Below are 14,545 nucleotides of genomic sequence, written 5' to 3'. Positions count from 1 at the left end.
CGACCAGTTGGAAATGAGGAGATATCTATGCCTGTGACGAAGCTGATCGCCCGGAGCATCATGGCGCTGACGCTGGCAGTCGCGCCAATGGCTGCCGGTTCCCTGAGCCTGATCGATTCCGCCTACGCCAAAGGCGGCAATGGCGGCGGTGGTGGCAATGGTGGCGGCGGCGGTAACGGCGGGGGCAACGGTGGTGGCAATGGCGGGAGCCACGGTGGCGGTTCTGGCCACAGCAAATCCGACACTTCCCGCGGAAGCAAGGAAACGAGCACTGGCAAGTCCAGTGGAAAATCGCAGCACAAATCCGGGACCTCCGGCAGCAAGACCAAGGCGACCAAGGCAGCCAAATCGGCAAAAGCCGAGAAACCCGCCAAATCGGTCGTGGTTGCATCGGACCCGGTGGTCGATCCGGTAGTCGATCCCGTTGTGGCGCCCGAGTCTAAGCGAGGGTTCAACTCGCTCAACCGCAACTACCACGCCTATCTCAATTCAAACGATCCGAAGATGGCGGCCGTTTCCGCTTACGCAATCGCCTATGCGCAGTTCGAGGCGGAAAATGGCGTCGACGCCATCCCAGCCGATCCTGCGCTGAGCGACGAAGCGCTGCGCGAGGCGCTAGCGGGCTTCACCAAGGATGGCGTGGTGACCGACGACATGGTCGACGAAGCCAAGGGGATTCTCGGGGTCGGCCCCGCCGTTGGCAAGATCGACGAAATCCGCGGCACGCTGCCGCCGCAGACGGTGGTTGTTGTCGAACCGGAGCCGGAGACCGCCCAATAACGAGGAACTGGCCACCGGCTCACTTGGTGAGCCGGTGGCTGCATCCGGACCCGCGTCCAAGCCAATGGAGTTTAAATGTTTGACCGTGTTGTGGAAATCTTCGACCACGCAGCAAAAGAAGGGCGCGTCGGGTTTTCACTTCAACACGTCAATGCCGTCGCCGATGTCGGCACCGTGCTCTATTCGGAGTGTCTGGGAAGGATCATCCGACCCGACGGCGAGGTCATGACCGCCAGCGAGTTCATACGCTATCTGGAGGCGGCCGGCCGCATTGCTGCGCTGGACAGGCACATGCTCACGCTCGCCTTCGACTGGTTGGCGCATCATCCAACCGGCGACCTCGGCTGCAACATCTCGGTCGAAAGCATCTGCGATGAACGTAACCGGACGCTGCTCCTGGATCTGCTGTCGACCCATCGGGGGCTGGCACCGCGCCTCGTGCTCGAACTCGCCGAAAGCCTACCGATCTCAGCGCTCCCGACGGCCGGGTGTTTCGTTCGAAGCGTACGCGAGCTTGGATATCGGGTCGCCGTCGATGACTTCGGAACGGGATTTTCGACGCCGGAGGCACTTTTGTCCTTGCCCGTCGACATCGTGAAGATCGACGGCTTCTTCCTGCGGCTCGGACGTCCCGACGCGGAGCGGTTCCTTCTGCACATGGTGGGTCTGGCGTCCTGCGTCGCTCCCGTCGTTGTGGTCGAAGGTGTTGAAACTTATGCACAATTTGAGGCCGCGCAAGGCGCCGGCGCAACGCACGTGCAAGGGTTCCTGCTCTCCGAACCGACCCTCAGCCCACTATTTGGCGGCGAGTTGCGTCCAGCTCAAACCGCGATGCTCTGCTAGCGTCGCGCGCAATCATTCAAGCGCACTGCACTCCCTCCCCTTATGCTTTCCTGATCTTTCCATCCCATCTTCCCAGGCGAAATCCTATGCCGATCTGCGCGATAGAAGGAGCGGGCGGCAATGTGCCTGTAGGTCGTTTTGCCTCAGGCATGCTGCCATGCTGGTGCCGCTTTTGGATGGCTTGAGACGTGCCGCGCCGCAACACCCGGTGCCGCAGCATTCACCTTTCCTGTGATCGGCCGGATTTGCGTTGGCGGCAACCCACCCGGCTTCGGACGCGAAAGCAACAGAACAGCGCAGACGCTTGCCAGTACCGGCATGTCCGGTTCCGAAGGCGTCACAGACGAGCAAGACTATGAAATTCACAAACGGGTTCAAACTCTCCTCCAGAGCCAGCCGCCGTCTGCCGACGGAATATTTCATGCTGGTGGATGTCGCGTTCGAGGGCGACGTTATCGGCTCTCTGGGCAGTTGTCCGATACGGGAATCCGTGCGCGACGGAGAGGGCCTTGTCTATCGTTTCGTCGGCGTGGCACCGCGCCTGGTGAGCGGCGGCTTTGATGTACTGGCACTTCGCACGGGCGAGTGGATCGTCAAGCCGGGCCTGGTTTACGCGGCTGATCCCAAGGTAGCGCAAACACGTGACACAGACCGCGCTGCCTAGGAAGTATGCAGCGCTTCTTCGGCAGTAACGACATCCGTTGCCCCCGCCACCGGCTTCGTCGGCGCAGCTTTCGCCAGCTTCGCGCCGGCCCTGCAATGCCCCTGTAATCTTGGCCCTTTAGCTCCCGGTCAGCCGTCGCATCGCTCCGGATCGCAGTCGTTCCGGACGGGCGGCACGTCAACGACAACTGCTGGCTTCGCGCGTCCCGTGGACGACTGGCGCTGCAGGAAAACCGGGATCCGTCATGCTCTCCATTAAGGGGTTTTGCACCCTCGCCTGGTTCGCCGCCACCGCCGCCCTGCTGGCCGGCTGTGCATCCGATACGATGAAGACCTATATCGGCCAGCCGGTCGAATCCGTCATCATCGACTATGGTCCGCCCACCAATGTTCTCGATCTCGGCTGGAACGAGCGCGCCTATCAATGGCGCAAGATCTCAACGAATGTCGTCTCCGGCACATCCAGCGGCGAAATCAGGGACACCCGGCGCGGAATGCGCTACGAGGAGTATTCGACGCCGGGCTATGTCGAGGAACAGGAGTGCTTCTATAGCTTCTACGCCCGGATGCAGCACGGCCGCTGGTACATCACCAACTTCCGCCAGCCGAAGCTGGAATGCGAGTGACGCCTCGGGCAGTCGACGTGACGGATCAGCGACCCGCATAGATGCGGGCACAGAAGGGAAAGTGGCATGCGCATCTTGCTGCTGGAAGACGAGCCGGAGATGGCCTCGGCCCTCAAGGCTGCCCTGGCGCGGCGCCAGGTGATCGTCGATCATGTCTCGACGCTCGCCGACGCCGAGGCCGTTGCCGAACTCTGGCCCTATGACGTGGTCGTGCTTGACCGCCGGGTGCCGGATGGCGAGGGGCTGGATCTTATCCCGAAGCTCAGAAGCCTTGGCGTCGAGGCGCCGATCCTGATGCTGACGGCATTGGGATCGATCAACGACCGGGTCAGCGGGCTCGATGCCGGTGCCGACGATTATCTTTCCAAGCCTTTTGCCGTCGAGGAACTGATGGCGCGGCTGCGCGCGCTTGCCCGCCGTCCGGTCACGCTCAAATCGGAGCAGACCAAGGTCGGGCGGCTCATCTACGACTTCCGCCACCGGGAGGCCGCCGTGGACGACAAGCCTCTCGACCTTCTGCGCCGGGAACGGCTTGCGCTCGAAGCGCTGATGCGGCGGCCCGGCCGAACCGTGCTCAGGGCGACGTTGGAAGAATCGGTCTACGCCATGGAAGACGAGATCGAATCCAACGCGCTCGACTCCCATCTTTCGCGCCTGCGCCGCAAGCTCGACGACGTCGGCGCCGGCGTCGAAATCCGGGCGATCCGCAATCTCGGCTATCTCCTGCGCGCGACGACATGATCAAGGTTCGTCCGCGCTCGCTGCAATGGGTCCTCGTCCGTCGGCTGATCCTCCTGCAGGCGGCCACGTTGTTCGTCTTCATCGGCCTGCTTTTCCTGGGCGTGTTCATCGCCCAGCCACGGTTGCTCGTCGACAACGAAGCCGCCTTGGATGTGCTCGACCGCGCCGTCGGGCGCGACGCGAACGGCGTGCTGGCCGTGCACGAGACCGAGGACCTGCGCGAGCTTCGCCAGTCCTATCCCAATCTCTGGTACATCGTCCGCGACGCCGCCGGCCAGGTCGTGCGCTACGGAAACGTCCCTGCCCCCTATGAAGAAGCCGGTGGCGACCTGCTGCAACGGGTGGAGGGGGCGAAATTGCTTTTCGAAGAAGGCGGTACGCTTCCGGACGCTGTCCTCCACAATGTCGAGACCGAAGCCGGCCGGGTCCAGATCCTCGCGGCGACAGTTTCCTCCCGCCGCGACAATGAGCCGTTGGACGTGCAGATCAGCATCAATGTCGATATGGCGCGCGACCTCGACGGCAGGACGGCGTGGATGGAGGTCATGCCGACGCTCGTGCTTGTTGTCCTTTGCTTCCTTTTGCCGATCGTCTTGGTCATGGGCGTCTCCACTCTGCTGACGACGCCGGCCGTCGTGCGCCGTTCGCTCGCGAGCCTCGTCTCGACCGCCGACCAGGCGGGGCGCATCGACATCGACAACCGCGCGGTGCAGCTCGAAACCGAGGAAGTGCCGACCGAAATCGCCCCTTTGGTGCGGGCCTTCAACCGGGCCCTGGCGCGACTGGGAGAGGGATACGACCAGCGCAACCGCTTCCTGACCGATGCGGCCCATGAATTGCGCACCCCGATCGCGATCCTGCGGACCCGCGCCGAGCTTCTGCAGGAAGACCCCGAAACCACCCGCCTGAGGCTCGATATCGAGCGCCTGTCGCATCTCGCCCAGCAGCTTCTCGACCGGCAAGTCCTCGAACATGCCGGCGGTCCGCTCGAGGTGGTCGACCTCGTTTCTCTCGGGAGGGTCATGGCAGCGGACTTCGCACCGCTTGCGTTCGAAGCCGGCTACGAGCTGGCATTCGAAGCCGAAGCGCCGGGCGCCCTGGTCAGCGCGCGGCCGCGGCAGATCGAGCAGGCTGTCGCCAACCTTCTGCGCAACGCCATCGAACATGGCGGCGGTGCCGGCACGATCACCGTTCTGGTCGATGCCGCCGGCGGGCTCGAAATCCACGACGAAGGCCCCGGCATTCCGGTAGAGGAGCGCGATCGCGTCTTCGAACCTTTCTATCGCTTGCGTCCGCGCTCCACCGGCGCCGGGCTGGGGCTCAATCTCGCGCGCGAGATCGCCCGGCTCCACGACGGCCGTATCGACATTCTCACCGGTCCATGGCGTGGCACGCGGGTGCGCCTGCACTTGCCGCTGATCGACGGAAGCCGACCTGCGGCCGCGCCGGCACGCCCGATCGTCTGACAGAAGCGGCGGCATGCCGCCCCAGATTTCTCAAAAGCTTTTCAGGTTGCCCCTTATCAAGGCGGTGCCGATGCTCCACATTTGCTGCGATACATCGTTCGGCTTAAGCGGCTTCACCCGCTTGAGCGCCATGGAGAACAGCAATGCAGACCCCATCTGAGGCCCCCTCGCCTTCACCCGAGGATGGCAGCTTTCCGGCTCGACGCCAAGGCGTGCTCGACTGGCTGATCATCGAAACGCGCAACGAGCGCTTCATCGACAATATCCTTGTCGAGTTGGGCGAACGGCTGCAGGCCGCCGGTATTCCGGTTGCGCGCGCCACGTTGCACTTCCGCATCAACCATCCGCAATGGCTCGGCGCTCGCATCCTGTGGCGCAAGGGGCTGGCCGAGGGCGAAATCGATCTCTACGACTATGGCACCCAGAACACCGCTCTCTACCTCAACAGCCCGCTCTACGTGATCAATAACGGTGGCACCGAGGTTCGAACCAACCTCGAGGACTTGACGGAAGAGCAGGAACAGAGCTCGCTCTATGTTGACCTCAGGGCCGAGGGCCTGACCGAATACATCGCCTGGCCGCTTGAGCACACGCTCGGCAAACGCCACATCGTCACCTTTGCCAGCGACCGGAAGGGCGGCTTCGAAGACGAACATCTGGCCTTTCTCGCGAAGATCGTGCCGGCGCTGGCGCTGGTCAGTGAAATCAGGCTGAAGAACCGTTTCGTCCGAACGCTGCTCGAAACCTATGTCGGCCCGCACGCGAGCGAACAGATCCTTGCCGGCGCCACCACACGGGGCAGCGGCGTCACCGTCGGTGCCGCCATCCTGATCTGCGACCTGCGCAATTTCACAAAGCTTTCCGATCTCTGGCCGCGCGACGACGTGATCGAACTGCTGAACGCCTATTTCGACGCCATGTCGGAACCGATCGAGCGCCATGGAGGCGAGATCCTCAAATTCATGGGTGACGGGCTGCTGGCGATCTTTCCGCTAAGCAACCCCGACGCCGCGGAGAATCTGCTCCAGGCGATCCGGGAGGCGGAGGCAGCCATCGCCGTCCTGAACCAGGACAACCTCTCGAAAGGTCGCGAGCCGCTCGGCTACGGCATCGGCGTGCATGTCGGCGACGTGATGTATGGCAATATCGGCTCGCGCCGCCGGCTCGACTTCACCGTCATCGGCCCCGCCGTCAACATCGCCTCAAGGCTTGAGAGCCTGACCAAGGAAACCAAACGCCCGGTGCTGTTGTCGCGCGCCTTCGTCGAGCTGGCCGGCTGCGCCTCGAGCATGGAGCATCTCGGCGCCTACCCGGTCAGGGGCATCGGTGAACCCATCGAGGTCTTCGCTTTTTCCGGCAACGAACCGGCACCGAAGCTGCGCCTCGCCGCAGGATAATCGGCGCGGAACCGCCGATCGAGGGCCTGCTTCATCGGTTGTCCGCGGACAACCGATCCTTCGACTAGCCGATGGGGCTGGGCGCGAACTGCGCAACGAGTTCGTGGCGGTCGCCGGGATAGGTGAGCCGCACATGCGTGACCGGCGCCCGTCCGCTCCAGGTCCGCCGCTCGATGACGAGGCAGGCTGTGCCGGTGGCGATACCGAGCGCCTGCGCTGCCGACTTGCTGGCCGCCACGGCACGAATGCGGTGTTCGGCCGTGCTCCACGGTACCTTGCCGAGCAGCCACGAACCGGGCGCCGCGGTCTCGAATGTTTCCTCTTCGGCCTCCGGAACCGCAGAAAGGCTGATCAACCTCTCCTCGAAGCAAAAGGGACGCGAGCCGGCAAAATGCCGGCACGTTACGTCCAGCAGCTTGCCCGAGCTCGGGAGATCCAGGCGTTCACGATCCCGGCTTTCGACCTTGCGCACTTTTCGCTCATCCACGCGGAAGCTGTAATCGAGCCCCAGCGACTGGACTTCGAGTTTAACGTCGTGGATCTCCATGACGGCGGACTGGACCTGCGGAAAGGTAACGTAGCTTCCCGACTTGCGCCGCCGCTTGATCAGCCCGCGCTTGACGAGTTCGGTCAGGGCCTTGTTCACCGTCATGCGCGAGCAGTCATATTGCTCGGTCAGTTCGTGCTCGAACGGGATGCGGTGTCCGGGTGGCCACTCCCCGGAAAGAATGCGCCCTTCGACGTCACCGAGGATGCGCTGGTGCAGCGATAGCACCTGCCCCTGACTGTCGGCCGCATCGCCAGGCGGGTCACTTGAAACGGATCGATCTTGCTTGGTGTCCATGACAGCGAACTTAATCAATTCGCAGCCGCGAAACAGCCCTTCCCTCGCCGATTTGCGCTTTTCCACGGCGGCTGAAACGGCTTTCACGTTGACAGCTGTCAACGCTTGGGCGGCGCAGTTCGGCGCCACGCCTCACTCCTCAGTAAAGGAGGTGCCACGGCGTCAGGAACGCGCGCGCCCATTCCTGATTACGATCGGACTCTTCGCACGTCGCCTTGTCGAGCGTCGTCGAGGCGACATCCACTTCCGCCTGCCGCTTTGTCTTCATCGCCTTCGGCACAGGCGGGGGCGGCTCAAGATAGCCAAGGGTCATTCCACCGAGATAGAACATCAGGAAGCTCCATGCATCCAATCGCCAACTGAACACAATCCTGACACAATCAGATCCGCTGTCAATAGTCTATTAAATCTATGCTCTAATTGGAGATGCGCGAACGTGCCCGAAGGGAAGTTGTCCGCGGACAACTCGGCCGCTTCACAAGCTCGCTTTCCACCGCAAGGGCAGCACCTCCGTCAAAACGCTATGCATTTGTAAAACCGCGCCGAATCGGAGCATAGTGCATCTGCGCATATTGTCCGGATATGACGATTTTTGCGCAGTTTTCGGGGATATCAATGTTGCAGCAAAAAATTCAAAGCCAGGACGCACAGGAGCATCTGCCGACGCTTCTGGCTGCCGATGCTTTGGAGCTTGCCCATCAGCTGCAGCAGCACCAAAAGAAAATCTTCCCCCCGCAAGCGCAAAAGCAGATGCGTCTCTTCAGCCCTGCCGAAGCGGCAGCCTTCATCGGAATCGGCGAAGGCTATCTGAGGCAGGTGGCCTCAGAGGGCCACGGCCCAGCGCCCTTGTCAAACGGTCGGCGCATGTATGCCGTTTCCGACATCGAACGCATTCGCCGCGTTCTCGACGATGGCGGCAAGTCGGGCAAATATGTCCCGCACCGGCGCGGCGATGAAAAGCTGCAGGTCCTGTCTGTGATGAACTTCAAGGGCGGGTCGGCTAAGACGACGACCTCAGCCCACCTCGCCCAATATCTGGCACTTCGCGGCTACCGCACGCTCGCGATCGATCTCGATCCGCAGGCTTCGCTTTCCGCCCTCTTCGGCCATCAACCGGAGTTGGATGTCGGAGAAGGCGAGACGCTTTACGGCGCGATCCGCTATGACGCCCCGCGGTCGATCGCCGATATCGTGCGGTCGACCTACACCGCCAATCTGCATCTCATTCCCGGCAATCTCGAACTCATGGAATTCGAGCACGAAACGCCGAAGGCGATGATGACGGGCGGGGCTGCAGAAACCCTTTTCTTCGCCCGCATCGGCGATGTGCTCGCCGATATCGAGAGCTTCTACGACATCGTCGTCATCGATTGCCCCCCGCAGCTCGGCTTCCTCACCATGTCGGCGCTCTGTGCCGCAACGTCCGTCCTGATCACCGTGCATCCGCAGATGCTCGACGTCATGTCGATGTCGCAGTTCCTGTCGATGACGAGTGAGTTGATGAGCGTCGTCGAAAAAGCCGGTGGCCGCACCAGCTATGACTGGATGCGCTATCTCGGAACACGGTTTGAGCCGAACGACGGCCCTCAAAGCCAGATGACCGGTTTCATGCGCGCCATTTTCGGCAATCGCATGCTGCAGAACGCCATGGTGAAGTCGACAGCTATCTCCGACGCCGGCGTAACAAAGCAAACGCTTTATGAAGTCGAGCGCTCGCAGTTTGTCCGCGGCACCTACGACCGCGCAATGGACTCTCTCAACCTCGTCAATGGCGAGATCGAGGACCTGGTCCGCAAGGTCTGGGGGAGGAAGTAATCCATGGCCCGTAAGAACCTGATCGGGATATCGGAGGAACGCGTCGACGATGCCAACGGCGCACCGGGCAACGACCGCCCGATCGCCGGGCTGATGGCCGGTGCCCGCCCCCCGACTGCTGTCGGTGGCATCACCCGGTCGCTGTCGAACATCACGCAGAAGGTCGAACGCGCCCAGGAGCTCGAGCGGCAACTTGCCGAAGGGCAAGCGGTCGTCGAACTCGATCCGGCGCTCATCGACGCATCCTTCATCGTCGATCGCCTCGGGATTGCGGCCGACGCGCAACTGAGCCTCGCTGAACAGATGCGAGAGCACGGACAACAGGTGCCCATCCTGGTCCGGCCGCATCCAACCATCGAGGGGCGATACCAGGTCGCCTACGGCCATCGCCGCCTGGCTGCTGCCCGCGACATCGGTAGCAGTGTTCGTGCGGTCGTTCGCAATCTCAATGACGAGCAATTGGTCGTCTCGCAGGGACAGGAAAACAACACCCGTTCCGACCTCTCCTTCATCGAGCGCTCGCTCTTTGGCGGCCGCCTTGAGGATCGCGGGTTTTCGCGTGAGATCATCATGTCGGCGCTGGGTGTCGACAAAGCCGCCCTGTCGAAGATGATTTCTGTTGTTCGCCGGCTACCGATTGCGCTGATCGAGGCCATCGGACCGGCACCATCGATCGGACGGCGCCGTTGGTTTGAACTCGCTGAGCTTCTCGCACAAGATGGCAAGCCGGAGGCCGCAGCCGCCTTCACGCAAGGCCGAGAATTCCAGAAGGCCGGCAGCGATCAGCGTTTCGACGCCTTGTGCACCTTCTTAAGCGCCTCCAGGGCGCGTGCCCGGCCTATCCCATGGCTGGCGCCAGACAACACAATCCCGGTGCGTATCCGTGAAACGGACGTCGAGACGACGCTTGCCTTCAACAGCAAGACGGCACCAGGCTTTGCAGATTTCGTGAGGCAGAGGCTCAAATCTCTGTACCTCGAATATCAAGAGGAAACAGGAGACTAACTGAGCAAAAGAAAAAGGCTTCCGAACGACTAGCGCTGCGGAAACCCTTCTCTCGTGTAGCAACTAGAGAATCCCATTTCCGCGAATCGGTGTCAAGAGTTTTCAACGTCGTTTCGGCGAACGGATTTCTTTTGCCTTGGAAAAGGTGAAGAAGAATGGATCGTGGGATTGTCACGACGCCCTTCGGGCGGCGGTCGATGACGCTTGGGATGTTGGCACACCAACTTTCCAGCGCTCCGGCCGTCGACGACGGGAGCGTCGACAAATGGAAATTGTTTCGAACGGTATGTGCCGCCAAGACAAGCCTTGGGGTTTCCGACCGTTCGCTTGCGGTGCTGAACGCACTGCTGTCCTTTTACCCAAAGGCCGAACTCGACCGGGCCGCCGGCCTCGTCGTGTTTCCGTCGAATGCGCAGCTTTCGCTCCGTACGCACGGCATGGCCGAGACGACGCTGAGGCGGCATCTGACGGCGCTTGTCGAGGCTGGGCTCATCCTCAGGCGCGACAGTCCCAACGGCAAGCGTTACGCCCGGCGTGACCGCAAGGGCGCGATCGGCCAGGCCTTTGGCTTCGATCTCGCCCCGATGCTTGCACGGGCGTCCGAGTTCGCAGCGGAAGCGGCACGGCTGGAAGCGGATCGTCGCTACCTGCAGGTGATGCGCGAACGTCTGAGCCTTTGCCGGCGCGACGTCGTCAAGCTCGTCGAGCTCCTGCGCCAGTCCGATGTCCTCCAAGCGGAAGAAGCGGAAACGCAGTGCCAGGCGGTCTACACGGCACTGTCGCGCAAGCCGCTGATCACCGAAGTGGAGCGCGCCCTCGCCGTTTTGTCGGCACTCCGCGACAATCTGACTAATTACCTGGAAAACTTGCTGAAAACGCAGAATACGGCTGCCAATGAACGCCAGTATGAGCGGCACATACAGAGTTCAGAATCCGATTATCAATCTGAATCTGAAAACGCTTGTGAAAGACCTGAAGCGGCATTTTCGGATCTGGCTGGCACCAAGACGTCATGCACCGCGGATGATGATACCGTTGCAGGCAGTGCAAAGTCGCCCGGCCTTTCTCGCCTTCACGATCATATCGGCGCGCTGCCGGTGGTGCTGAAAGCCTGCCCGCAGATCCGTGACTATGGACCAGCCGGGCGAATTGGCAACTGGCGGGACATGTTCCTAGCCGCAACCGTTGTCAGGACGATGCTCGGCGTCAGCCCGGAGGCCTACGACGAGGCGTGCACGGTGCTTGGTCCCGAAACGACGGCAACGGTACTCGCCTGCCTTCTTGAACGATCCGAGCACATTCATTCGGCTGGGGGCTATCTGCGGGACCTGACGCGCCGCGCGAGAAACCAGACATTCACCGTGTCGGCGATGCTGTCGGCGCGCTTGCGAGCCCAGGCCGGAGTGGTGGCCGTGAGCGGATGAACAGCGACAGGGGGCATGAGCGTCGCCTCTCGCGGAAACGCTTTGGCTTGTCTGTGACGTTGAAATGCGGGACACTGTAAGTGCAGGGATTCGTTGACATCTCTACGTTATTCTTACGTCTGAGATTGTTTTCAGACCCTCGCCACCCATCAGAAAACATTGCTGTTTCTCCTTCTTTTGGAAAGGAAGGGGCGGTTCAGTTCCGTTGCGCGGACTCAGCGTACAAGACTTCGAATTTCTTGATCTCGAGCCGAATGATTGAGCGTCCTCCCTTGTTAGAGCCCGTTCTAGCGGCAGAATCCGTTCAGGTGGCGAACTCGCGGGCTGTTGCCAGCTGTCAACAGGTTGCTAGTTTAAAGCCGAGCGCCCTCCCCCCAAAAAGCTGGGTCGCGAAAGGGTAAACTAAAGCGACAAAGCACCAAGCATAGTTGGATCTCACTGCCGCGTGGATTGCGAACACGGTATGGCTGGGGGAAACAGCGAGTATGGTACTCAACTCACTGACCGGGTTTGGCGTTGATAGACGAGACATCAACACGGTTGACAGCTGTCAACACATTGGCGTGCGCCGAGACACATGCAAGTCCTGTTTGAATAGAAATATTCGCCCCGTCGTCGTTTGCGAAATCAGGCGGCGCAGCTTGCTGGTCTTCAAGCGGTGGAGAAAGCGTCTCCTGCCTGTGGGGGAAGTGATTCTCATGTTACGTTCCACATCCGCAGGAACCGTTTATTTTCAAAATGCGATACCAGTCTCCCGATCCCTACCATCCAACGCTGATCCCGCTGATGATTTCGGCGGAAGACGCCTTGGCGCGGCTCGATGAGCGCACGAACCGTCATGTCGTCGAAGACGGGTACCGCGAGCGCGGGCATTTCTTCGATGCGACGGCAGCACTTTGGGTGGCGGGCGAACTCGTTCATGTCGAGGATCTTGTGCTGCACGATGCGCACATGGACGCCCGAGCGCCGACCCACGAGTTGACCATCGCCCATTCGGTCCTGAAAGTCCGCCGCCGCATCTGGCTCGGCGAGCCTGGTTGGGCCCTTTCTGCCCAGGGGCTTGCAACACTCAGCGGCGAACAGAGCCCAGCCCTGGAGCTCGATATCCCTTCACTTGCGCCGGCCGAAACACGGCAGGCGGCGGGTGTCGATCGTGAGCCGGAGCGGGGCGAGCCGGAGGACGACGGCGACAGCAATCCGATGGCGGCCGAATTCGCGGCCATCGACGCCGCCATCGCTCGCTCGCAGCGCCTGCTCGATGCGCATGACCAGGACACGCTGGAAGTCGCAGAACGGACGGCGTTAGCGACAGCCCGCGAGCCGATGGGACAGCTCGGCCTGCTCTTCGACGAAGAGTGGGATGAGGAAGTGCGTCTTGACGAATGGCGCCAGATGGTGGCAGCGGCTGATCAGCTGCCGCCCTGTCTTGGAGCCGCCTTGCTCTTCGATGCCTGGGAGCGGAGGGAGCCTCTGCGCCGTCAGCATTGGCTGGGGTCATTGTTGGTCGGCGCTTACCTGCGCTCCAGAGGCAAGGTCACCTCGCACCTGCTGTCGTTCAACACCGGGCTAAAGACCATCCGCTATGAGCGACGGAGGTCCCAGGACGCACTGACCCGTTGGAGCGCCTTTCTGGAGGCGATGACGGTGACGGCGGATCTCGGTCTCAAGGAACTCGACCGTCTGTCGCTTGCGAAGACCCAGATGGACATGCGCATTCGCGATCGTCGTTCCAACAGCAGTCTGCCGGCCTTGATCGACCTGGTTCTGTCGCGGCCGATCGTATCGGCAGCTTTGGTCGCCAAGCATGTCGGGGTGACGCCGCGCGGCGCGCTGAACCTCGTTCGAGAGCTTGGCATCCGCGAGATGACCGGCCGCGGGCGTTACCGCGGCTGGGGCGTGCTTTGAACCGGCGGCAGCGCGGAAAGCTTGCCGCCGGACCGTATAGGCGTCAGCCCATCGTGATCACGATCAACAGAACGAAGATCACCGGCACCAGCGTCAATGCCGGAATGATGATCGCCGGGTAGCCGAAGGCGACGATGGCGAGCAGCCAGAGCAGCGCGCAGTTGATCAGAAACAGCACCTTGGCCGTCTGTGAACCTTGCACGGCCTCCTTGAGCATCCAGCCGAACACCGGCACGTGGTAGACAAGTCTCGCAATCATGGTTTTTCCTTTGCGTGGGTGGCCGCATTGGGGGGACAGGCGGCGCGGGTTTTATTCAAGGGCGTGTCGTCTCGCCGGTCTGTTGTCGGGTGAAGCCGGCGGTCGTTTCGAGGCGTTCGGGATCGAGGACACGCATTGTCTTCGGGTGGCTGAAGTCGATCAGGCCCTCGCGCTTGAAACGGTTGAGACAGCGGCTGACCGTTTCGACGGTAAGGCCAAGCCAATCCGCAAGGTCGGCGCGGGTGAGATGGAGATGAAAGCTCAACCGGGCAGGGGCGCCGTTACGGCCGGTCCGATTGAACAGGCGCGATAGTTCCACCAGCGCACTGGCGACTTTCTCGCTGGCGGTCTTGCGACCAAGCAGCGTGGCATGGATCTGCATGCGGTGAAGCGTCGTCTTCAACTCGCTGGCGACGGCCGGATTGGTGGCGTTGAGATCCGCGTCACCCAGAGGCTCGATGCGCGCGATACTCAGCGTTTCGGCGGTGGCGATGTTGCGGCCGTCGATAGTGAAGCCGAAGAGCCGGCCCGGTCCGAGCACGTCGGTGATCTGGCGGCGACCGTCGTTGAGAAGTTGCGAAAGCACGACGCAGCCGTCAACGACACGGTAGAGCGCGCGGTTGCGTCCGCCCTCATAGAGCAGGGTCAGGTTTTCGCCGACGACACGACTACGCGAGGCCGGGCGAGGCGGCCTTATCGAGGACGCGCGAGGGGGAGCCGCTGGCGCGGCAGTGGTGATCAGGGTTTCTGGCATGATAAACGTCCGCATGACCGACG

General features: G+C 61.9%; 16 protein-coding genes. 11 read left to right on the top strand and 5 right to left on the bottom strand.

The genetic code is table 11. The features are described 5' to 3' along the window. Positions 1-27: 27 nt before the first annotated feature. From IB262_RS10890 to IB262_RS10865, 6 genes are all read left to right on the top strand, one after another. A complete protein-coding gene (locus IB262_RS10890) occupies positions 28-780 on the top strand; it encodes a hypothetical protein (RefSeq protein WP_034787762.1) in 753 nt (250 codons plus the stop codon). Between the two features lie 90 nt (positions 781-870). Beyond that, complete coding sequence (locus tag IB262_RS10885) at positions 871-1,623, top strand: EAL domain-containing protein (RefSeq protein ID WP_234798792.1); 753 nt, start codon at positions 871-873, stop codon at positions 1,621-1,623. Between the two features lie 355 nt (positions 1,624-1,978). Continuing rightward, positions 1,979-2,287, top strand: a complete 309-nt coding sequence (locus IB262_RS10880; protein WP_051659110.1) for a hypothetical protein — start codon at positions 1,979-1,981, stop codon at positions 2,285-2,287. 244 nt (positions 2,288-2,531) lie between these two features. After that, entirely contained in the window at positions 2,532-2,912 is a 381-nt protein-coding gene (locus IB262_RS10875; protein ID WP_034787758.1) for a hypothetical protein, read from the top strand. Between the two features lie 66 nt (positions 2,913-2,978). Further along, the gene (locus IB262_RS10870) at positions 2,979-3,653 is read left to right on the top strand and encodes a response regulator transcription factor (protein WP_034787757.1); all 675 of its coding nucleotides are present in this window, start codon (positions 2,979-2,981) and stop codon (positions 3,651-3,653) included. Then, positions 3,650-5,119: a HAMP domain-containing sensor histidine kinase gene (locus IB262_RS10865; RefSeq protein WP_034787754.1), complete on the top strand. Its 1,470-nt coding sequence runs from the start codon at positions 3,650-3,652 to the stop codon at positions 5,117-5,119. Before IB262_RS10870 ends, IB262_RS10865 begins: the two co-directional genes overlap by 4 nt. Before the next feature lie 30 nt (positions 5,120-5,149). Here the strand turns inward: IB262_RS10865 and IB262_RS36455 are convergent, their stop codons facing one another. Beyond that, a complete protein-coding gene (locus IB262_RS36455; RefSeq protein WP_256385286.1) occupies positions 5,150-5,275 on the bottom strand; it encodes a hypothetical protein in 126 nt (41 codons plus the stop codon). On the opposite strand from IB262_RS36455, the gene IB262_RS10860 reads away from it, so the two are divergent. Further along, entirely contained in the window at positions 5,263-6,516 is a 1,254-nt protein-coding gene (locus IB262_RS10860; RefSeq protein WP_034787751.1) for an adenylate/guanylate cyclase domain-containing protein, read from the top strand. The genes IB262_RS36455 and IB262_RS10860 overlap by 13 nt on opposite strands. Positions 6,517-6,580: 64 nt before the next feature. Here IB262_RS10860 and hutC read toward each other — a convergent pair whose 3' ends face one another. Beyond that, the gene (gene hutC, locus IB262_RS10855; protein WP_192493578.1) at positions 6,581-7,360 is read right to left on the bottom strand and encodes a histidine utilization repressor; all 780 of its coding nucleotides are present in this window, start codon (positions 7,358-7,360) and stop codon (positions 6,581-6,583) included. 139 nt (positions 7,361-7,499) lie between these two features. Continuing rightward, complete coding sequence (locus tag IB262_RS10850; RefSeq protein ID WP_034787749.1) at positions 7,500-7,691, bottom strand: hypothetical protein; 192 nt, start codon at positions 7,689-7,691, stop codon at positions 7,500-7,502. Positions 7,692-7,975: 284 nt separating this feature from the next. Between IB262_RS10850 and repA the strand changes: the two genes are divergently transcribed. From repA to IB262_RS10830, 4 genes are all read left to right on the top strand, one after another. Beyond that, a complete protein-coding gene (gene repA / locus IB262_RS10845; protein ID WP_089043038.1) occupies positions 7,976-9,175 on the top strand; it encodes a plasmid partitioning protein RepA in 1,200 nt (399 codons plus the stop codon). A gap of 3 nt (positions 9,176-9,178) precedes the next feature. Continuing rightward, positions 9,179-10,180, top strand: coding sequence for a plasmid partitioning protein RepB (gene repB / locus IB262_RS10840; protein ID WP_060582302.1), 1,002 nt, complete (start codon positions 9,179-9,181; stop codon positions 10,178-10,180). Between the two features lie 155 nt (positions 10,181-10,335). After that, a complete protein-coding gene (repC, locus tag IB262_RS10835; RefSeq protein ID WP_060643620.1) occupies positions 10,336-11,604 on the top strand; it encodes a plasmid replication protein RepC in 1,269 nt (422 codons plus the stop codon). A 738-nt stretch (positions 11,605-12,342) separates the two neighbouring features. Continuing rightward, positions 12,343-13,509 (top strand): RHE_PE00001 family protein, encoded by a 1,167-nt coding sequence (locus IB262_RS10830; RefSeq protein WP_060643619.1) that lies wholly within the window; start codon positions 12,343-12,345, stop codon positions 13,507-13,509. A 43-nt stretch (positions 13,510-13,552) separates the two neighbouring features. Here the strand turns inward: IB262_RS10830 and IB262_RS10825 are convergent, their stop codons facing one another. Both IB262_RS10825 and IB262_RS10820 read right to left on the bottom strand, forming a co-directional pair. Beyond that, complete coding sequence (locus IB262_RS10825) at positions 13,553-13,768, bottom strand: hypothetical protein (protein WP_034787730.1); 216 nt, start codon at positions 13,766-13,768, stop codon at positions 13,553-13,555. A gap of 55 nt (positions 13,769-13,823) precedes the next feature. After that, a complete protein-coding gene (locus IB262_RS10820) occupies positions 13,824-14,522 on the bottom strand; it encodes a helix-turn-helix domain-containing protein (protein WP_060582305.1) in 699 nt (232 codons plus the stop codon). Positions 14,523-14,545: the final 23 nt, after the last annotated feature.

The sequence above is a fragment of the Ensifer sp. ENS02 genome (assembly GCF_014851885.1).
In the GTDB taxonomy this organism is placed as follows: domain Bacteria; phylum Pseudomonadota; class Alphaproteobacteria; order Rhizobiales; family Rhizobiaceae; genus Ensifer; species Ensifer adhaerens.
This window is presented reverse-complemented; position numbering and strand designations above follow the sequence as displayed.

Bases quoted from the DNA above. Each gene is read 5' to 3' on its own strand.
- IB262_RS10850 (WP_034787749.1), bottom strand. From the start codon at position 7,691: ATGTTCTATCTCGGTGGAATGACCCTTGGCTATCTTGAGCCGCCCCCG.
- IB262_RS10825 (WP_034787730.1), bottom strand. From the start codon at position 13,768: ATGATTGCGAGACTTGTCTACCACGTGCCGGTGTTCGGCTGGATGCTC.
- IB262_RS36455 (WP_256385286.1), bottom strand. From the start codon at position 5,275: ATGGGGTCTGCATTGCTGTTCTCCATGGCGCTCAAGCGGGTGAAGCCG.
- repB (WP_060582302.1), top strand. From the start codon at position 9,179: ATGGCCCGTAAGAACCTGATCGGGATATCGGAGGAACGCGTCGACGAT.
- IB262_RS10865 (WP_034787754.1), top strand. From the start codon at position 3,650: ATGATCAAGGTTCGTCCGCGCTCGCTGCAATGGGTCCTCGTCCGTCGG.
- IB262_RS10890 (WP_034787762.1), top strand. From the start codon at position 28: ATGCCTGTGACGAAGCTGATCGCCCGGAGCATCATGGCGCTGACGCTG.
- IB262_RS10875 (WP_034787758.1), top strand. From the start codon at position 2,532: ATGCTCTCCATTAAGGGGTTTTGCACCCTCGCCTGGTTCGCCGCCACC.
- IB262_RS10820 (WP_060582305.1), bottom strand. From the start codon at position 14,522: ATGCCAGAAACCCTGATCACCACTGCCGCGCCAGCGGCTCCCCCTCGC.
- IB262_RS10830 (WP_060643619.1), top strand. From the start codon at position 12,343: ATGCGATACCAGTCTCCCGATCCCTACCATCCAACGCTGATCCCGCTG.
- repA (WP_089043038.1), top strand. From the start codon at position 7,976: ATGTTGCAGCAAAAAATTCAAAGCCAGGACGCACAGGAGCATCTGCCG.
- repC (WP_060643620.1), top strand. From the start codon at position 10,336: ATGGATCGTGGGATTGTCACGACGCCCTTCGGGCGGCGGTCGATGACG.
- hutC (WP_192493578.1), bottom strand. From the start codon at position 7,360: ATGGACACCAAGCAAGATCGATCCGTTTCAAGTGACCCGCCTGGCGAT.
- IB262_RS10880 (WP_051659110.1), top strand. From the start codon at position 1,979: ATGAAATTCACAAACGGGTTCAAACTCTCCTCCAGAGCCAGCCGCCGT.
- IB262_RS10870 (WP_034787757.1), top strand. From the start codon at position 2,979: ATGCGCATCTTGCTGCTGGAAGACGAGCCGGAGATGGCCTCGGCCCTC.
- IB262_RS10860 (WP_034787751.1), top strand. From the start codon at position 5,263: ATGCAGACCCCATCTGAGGCCCCCTCGCCTTCACCCGAGGATGGCAGC.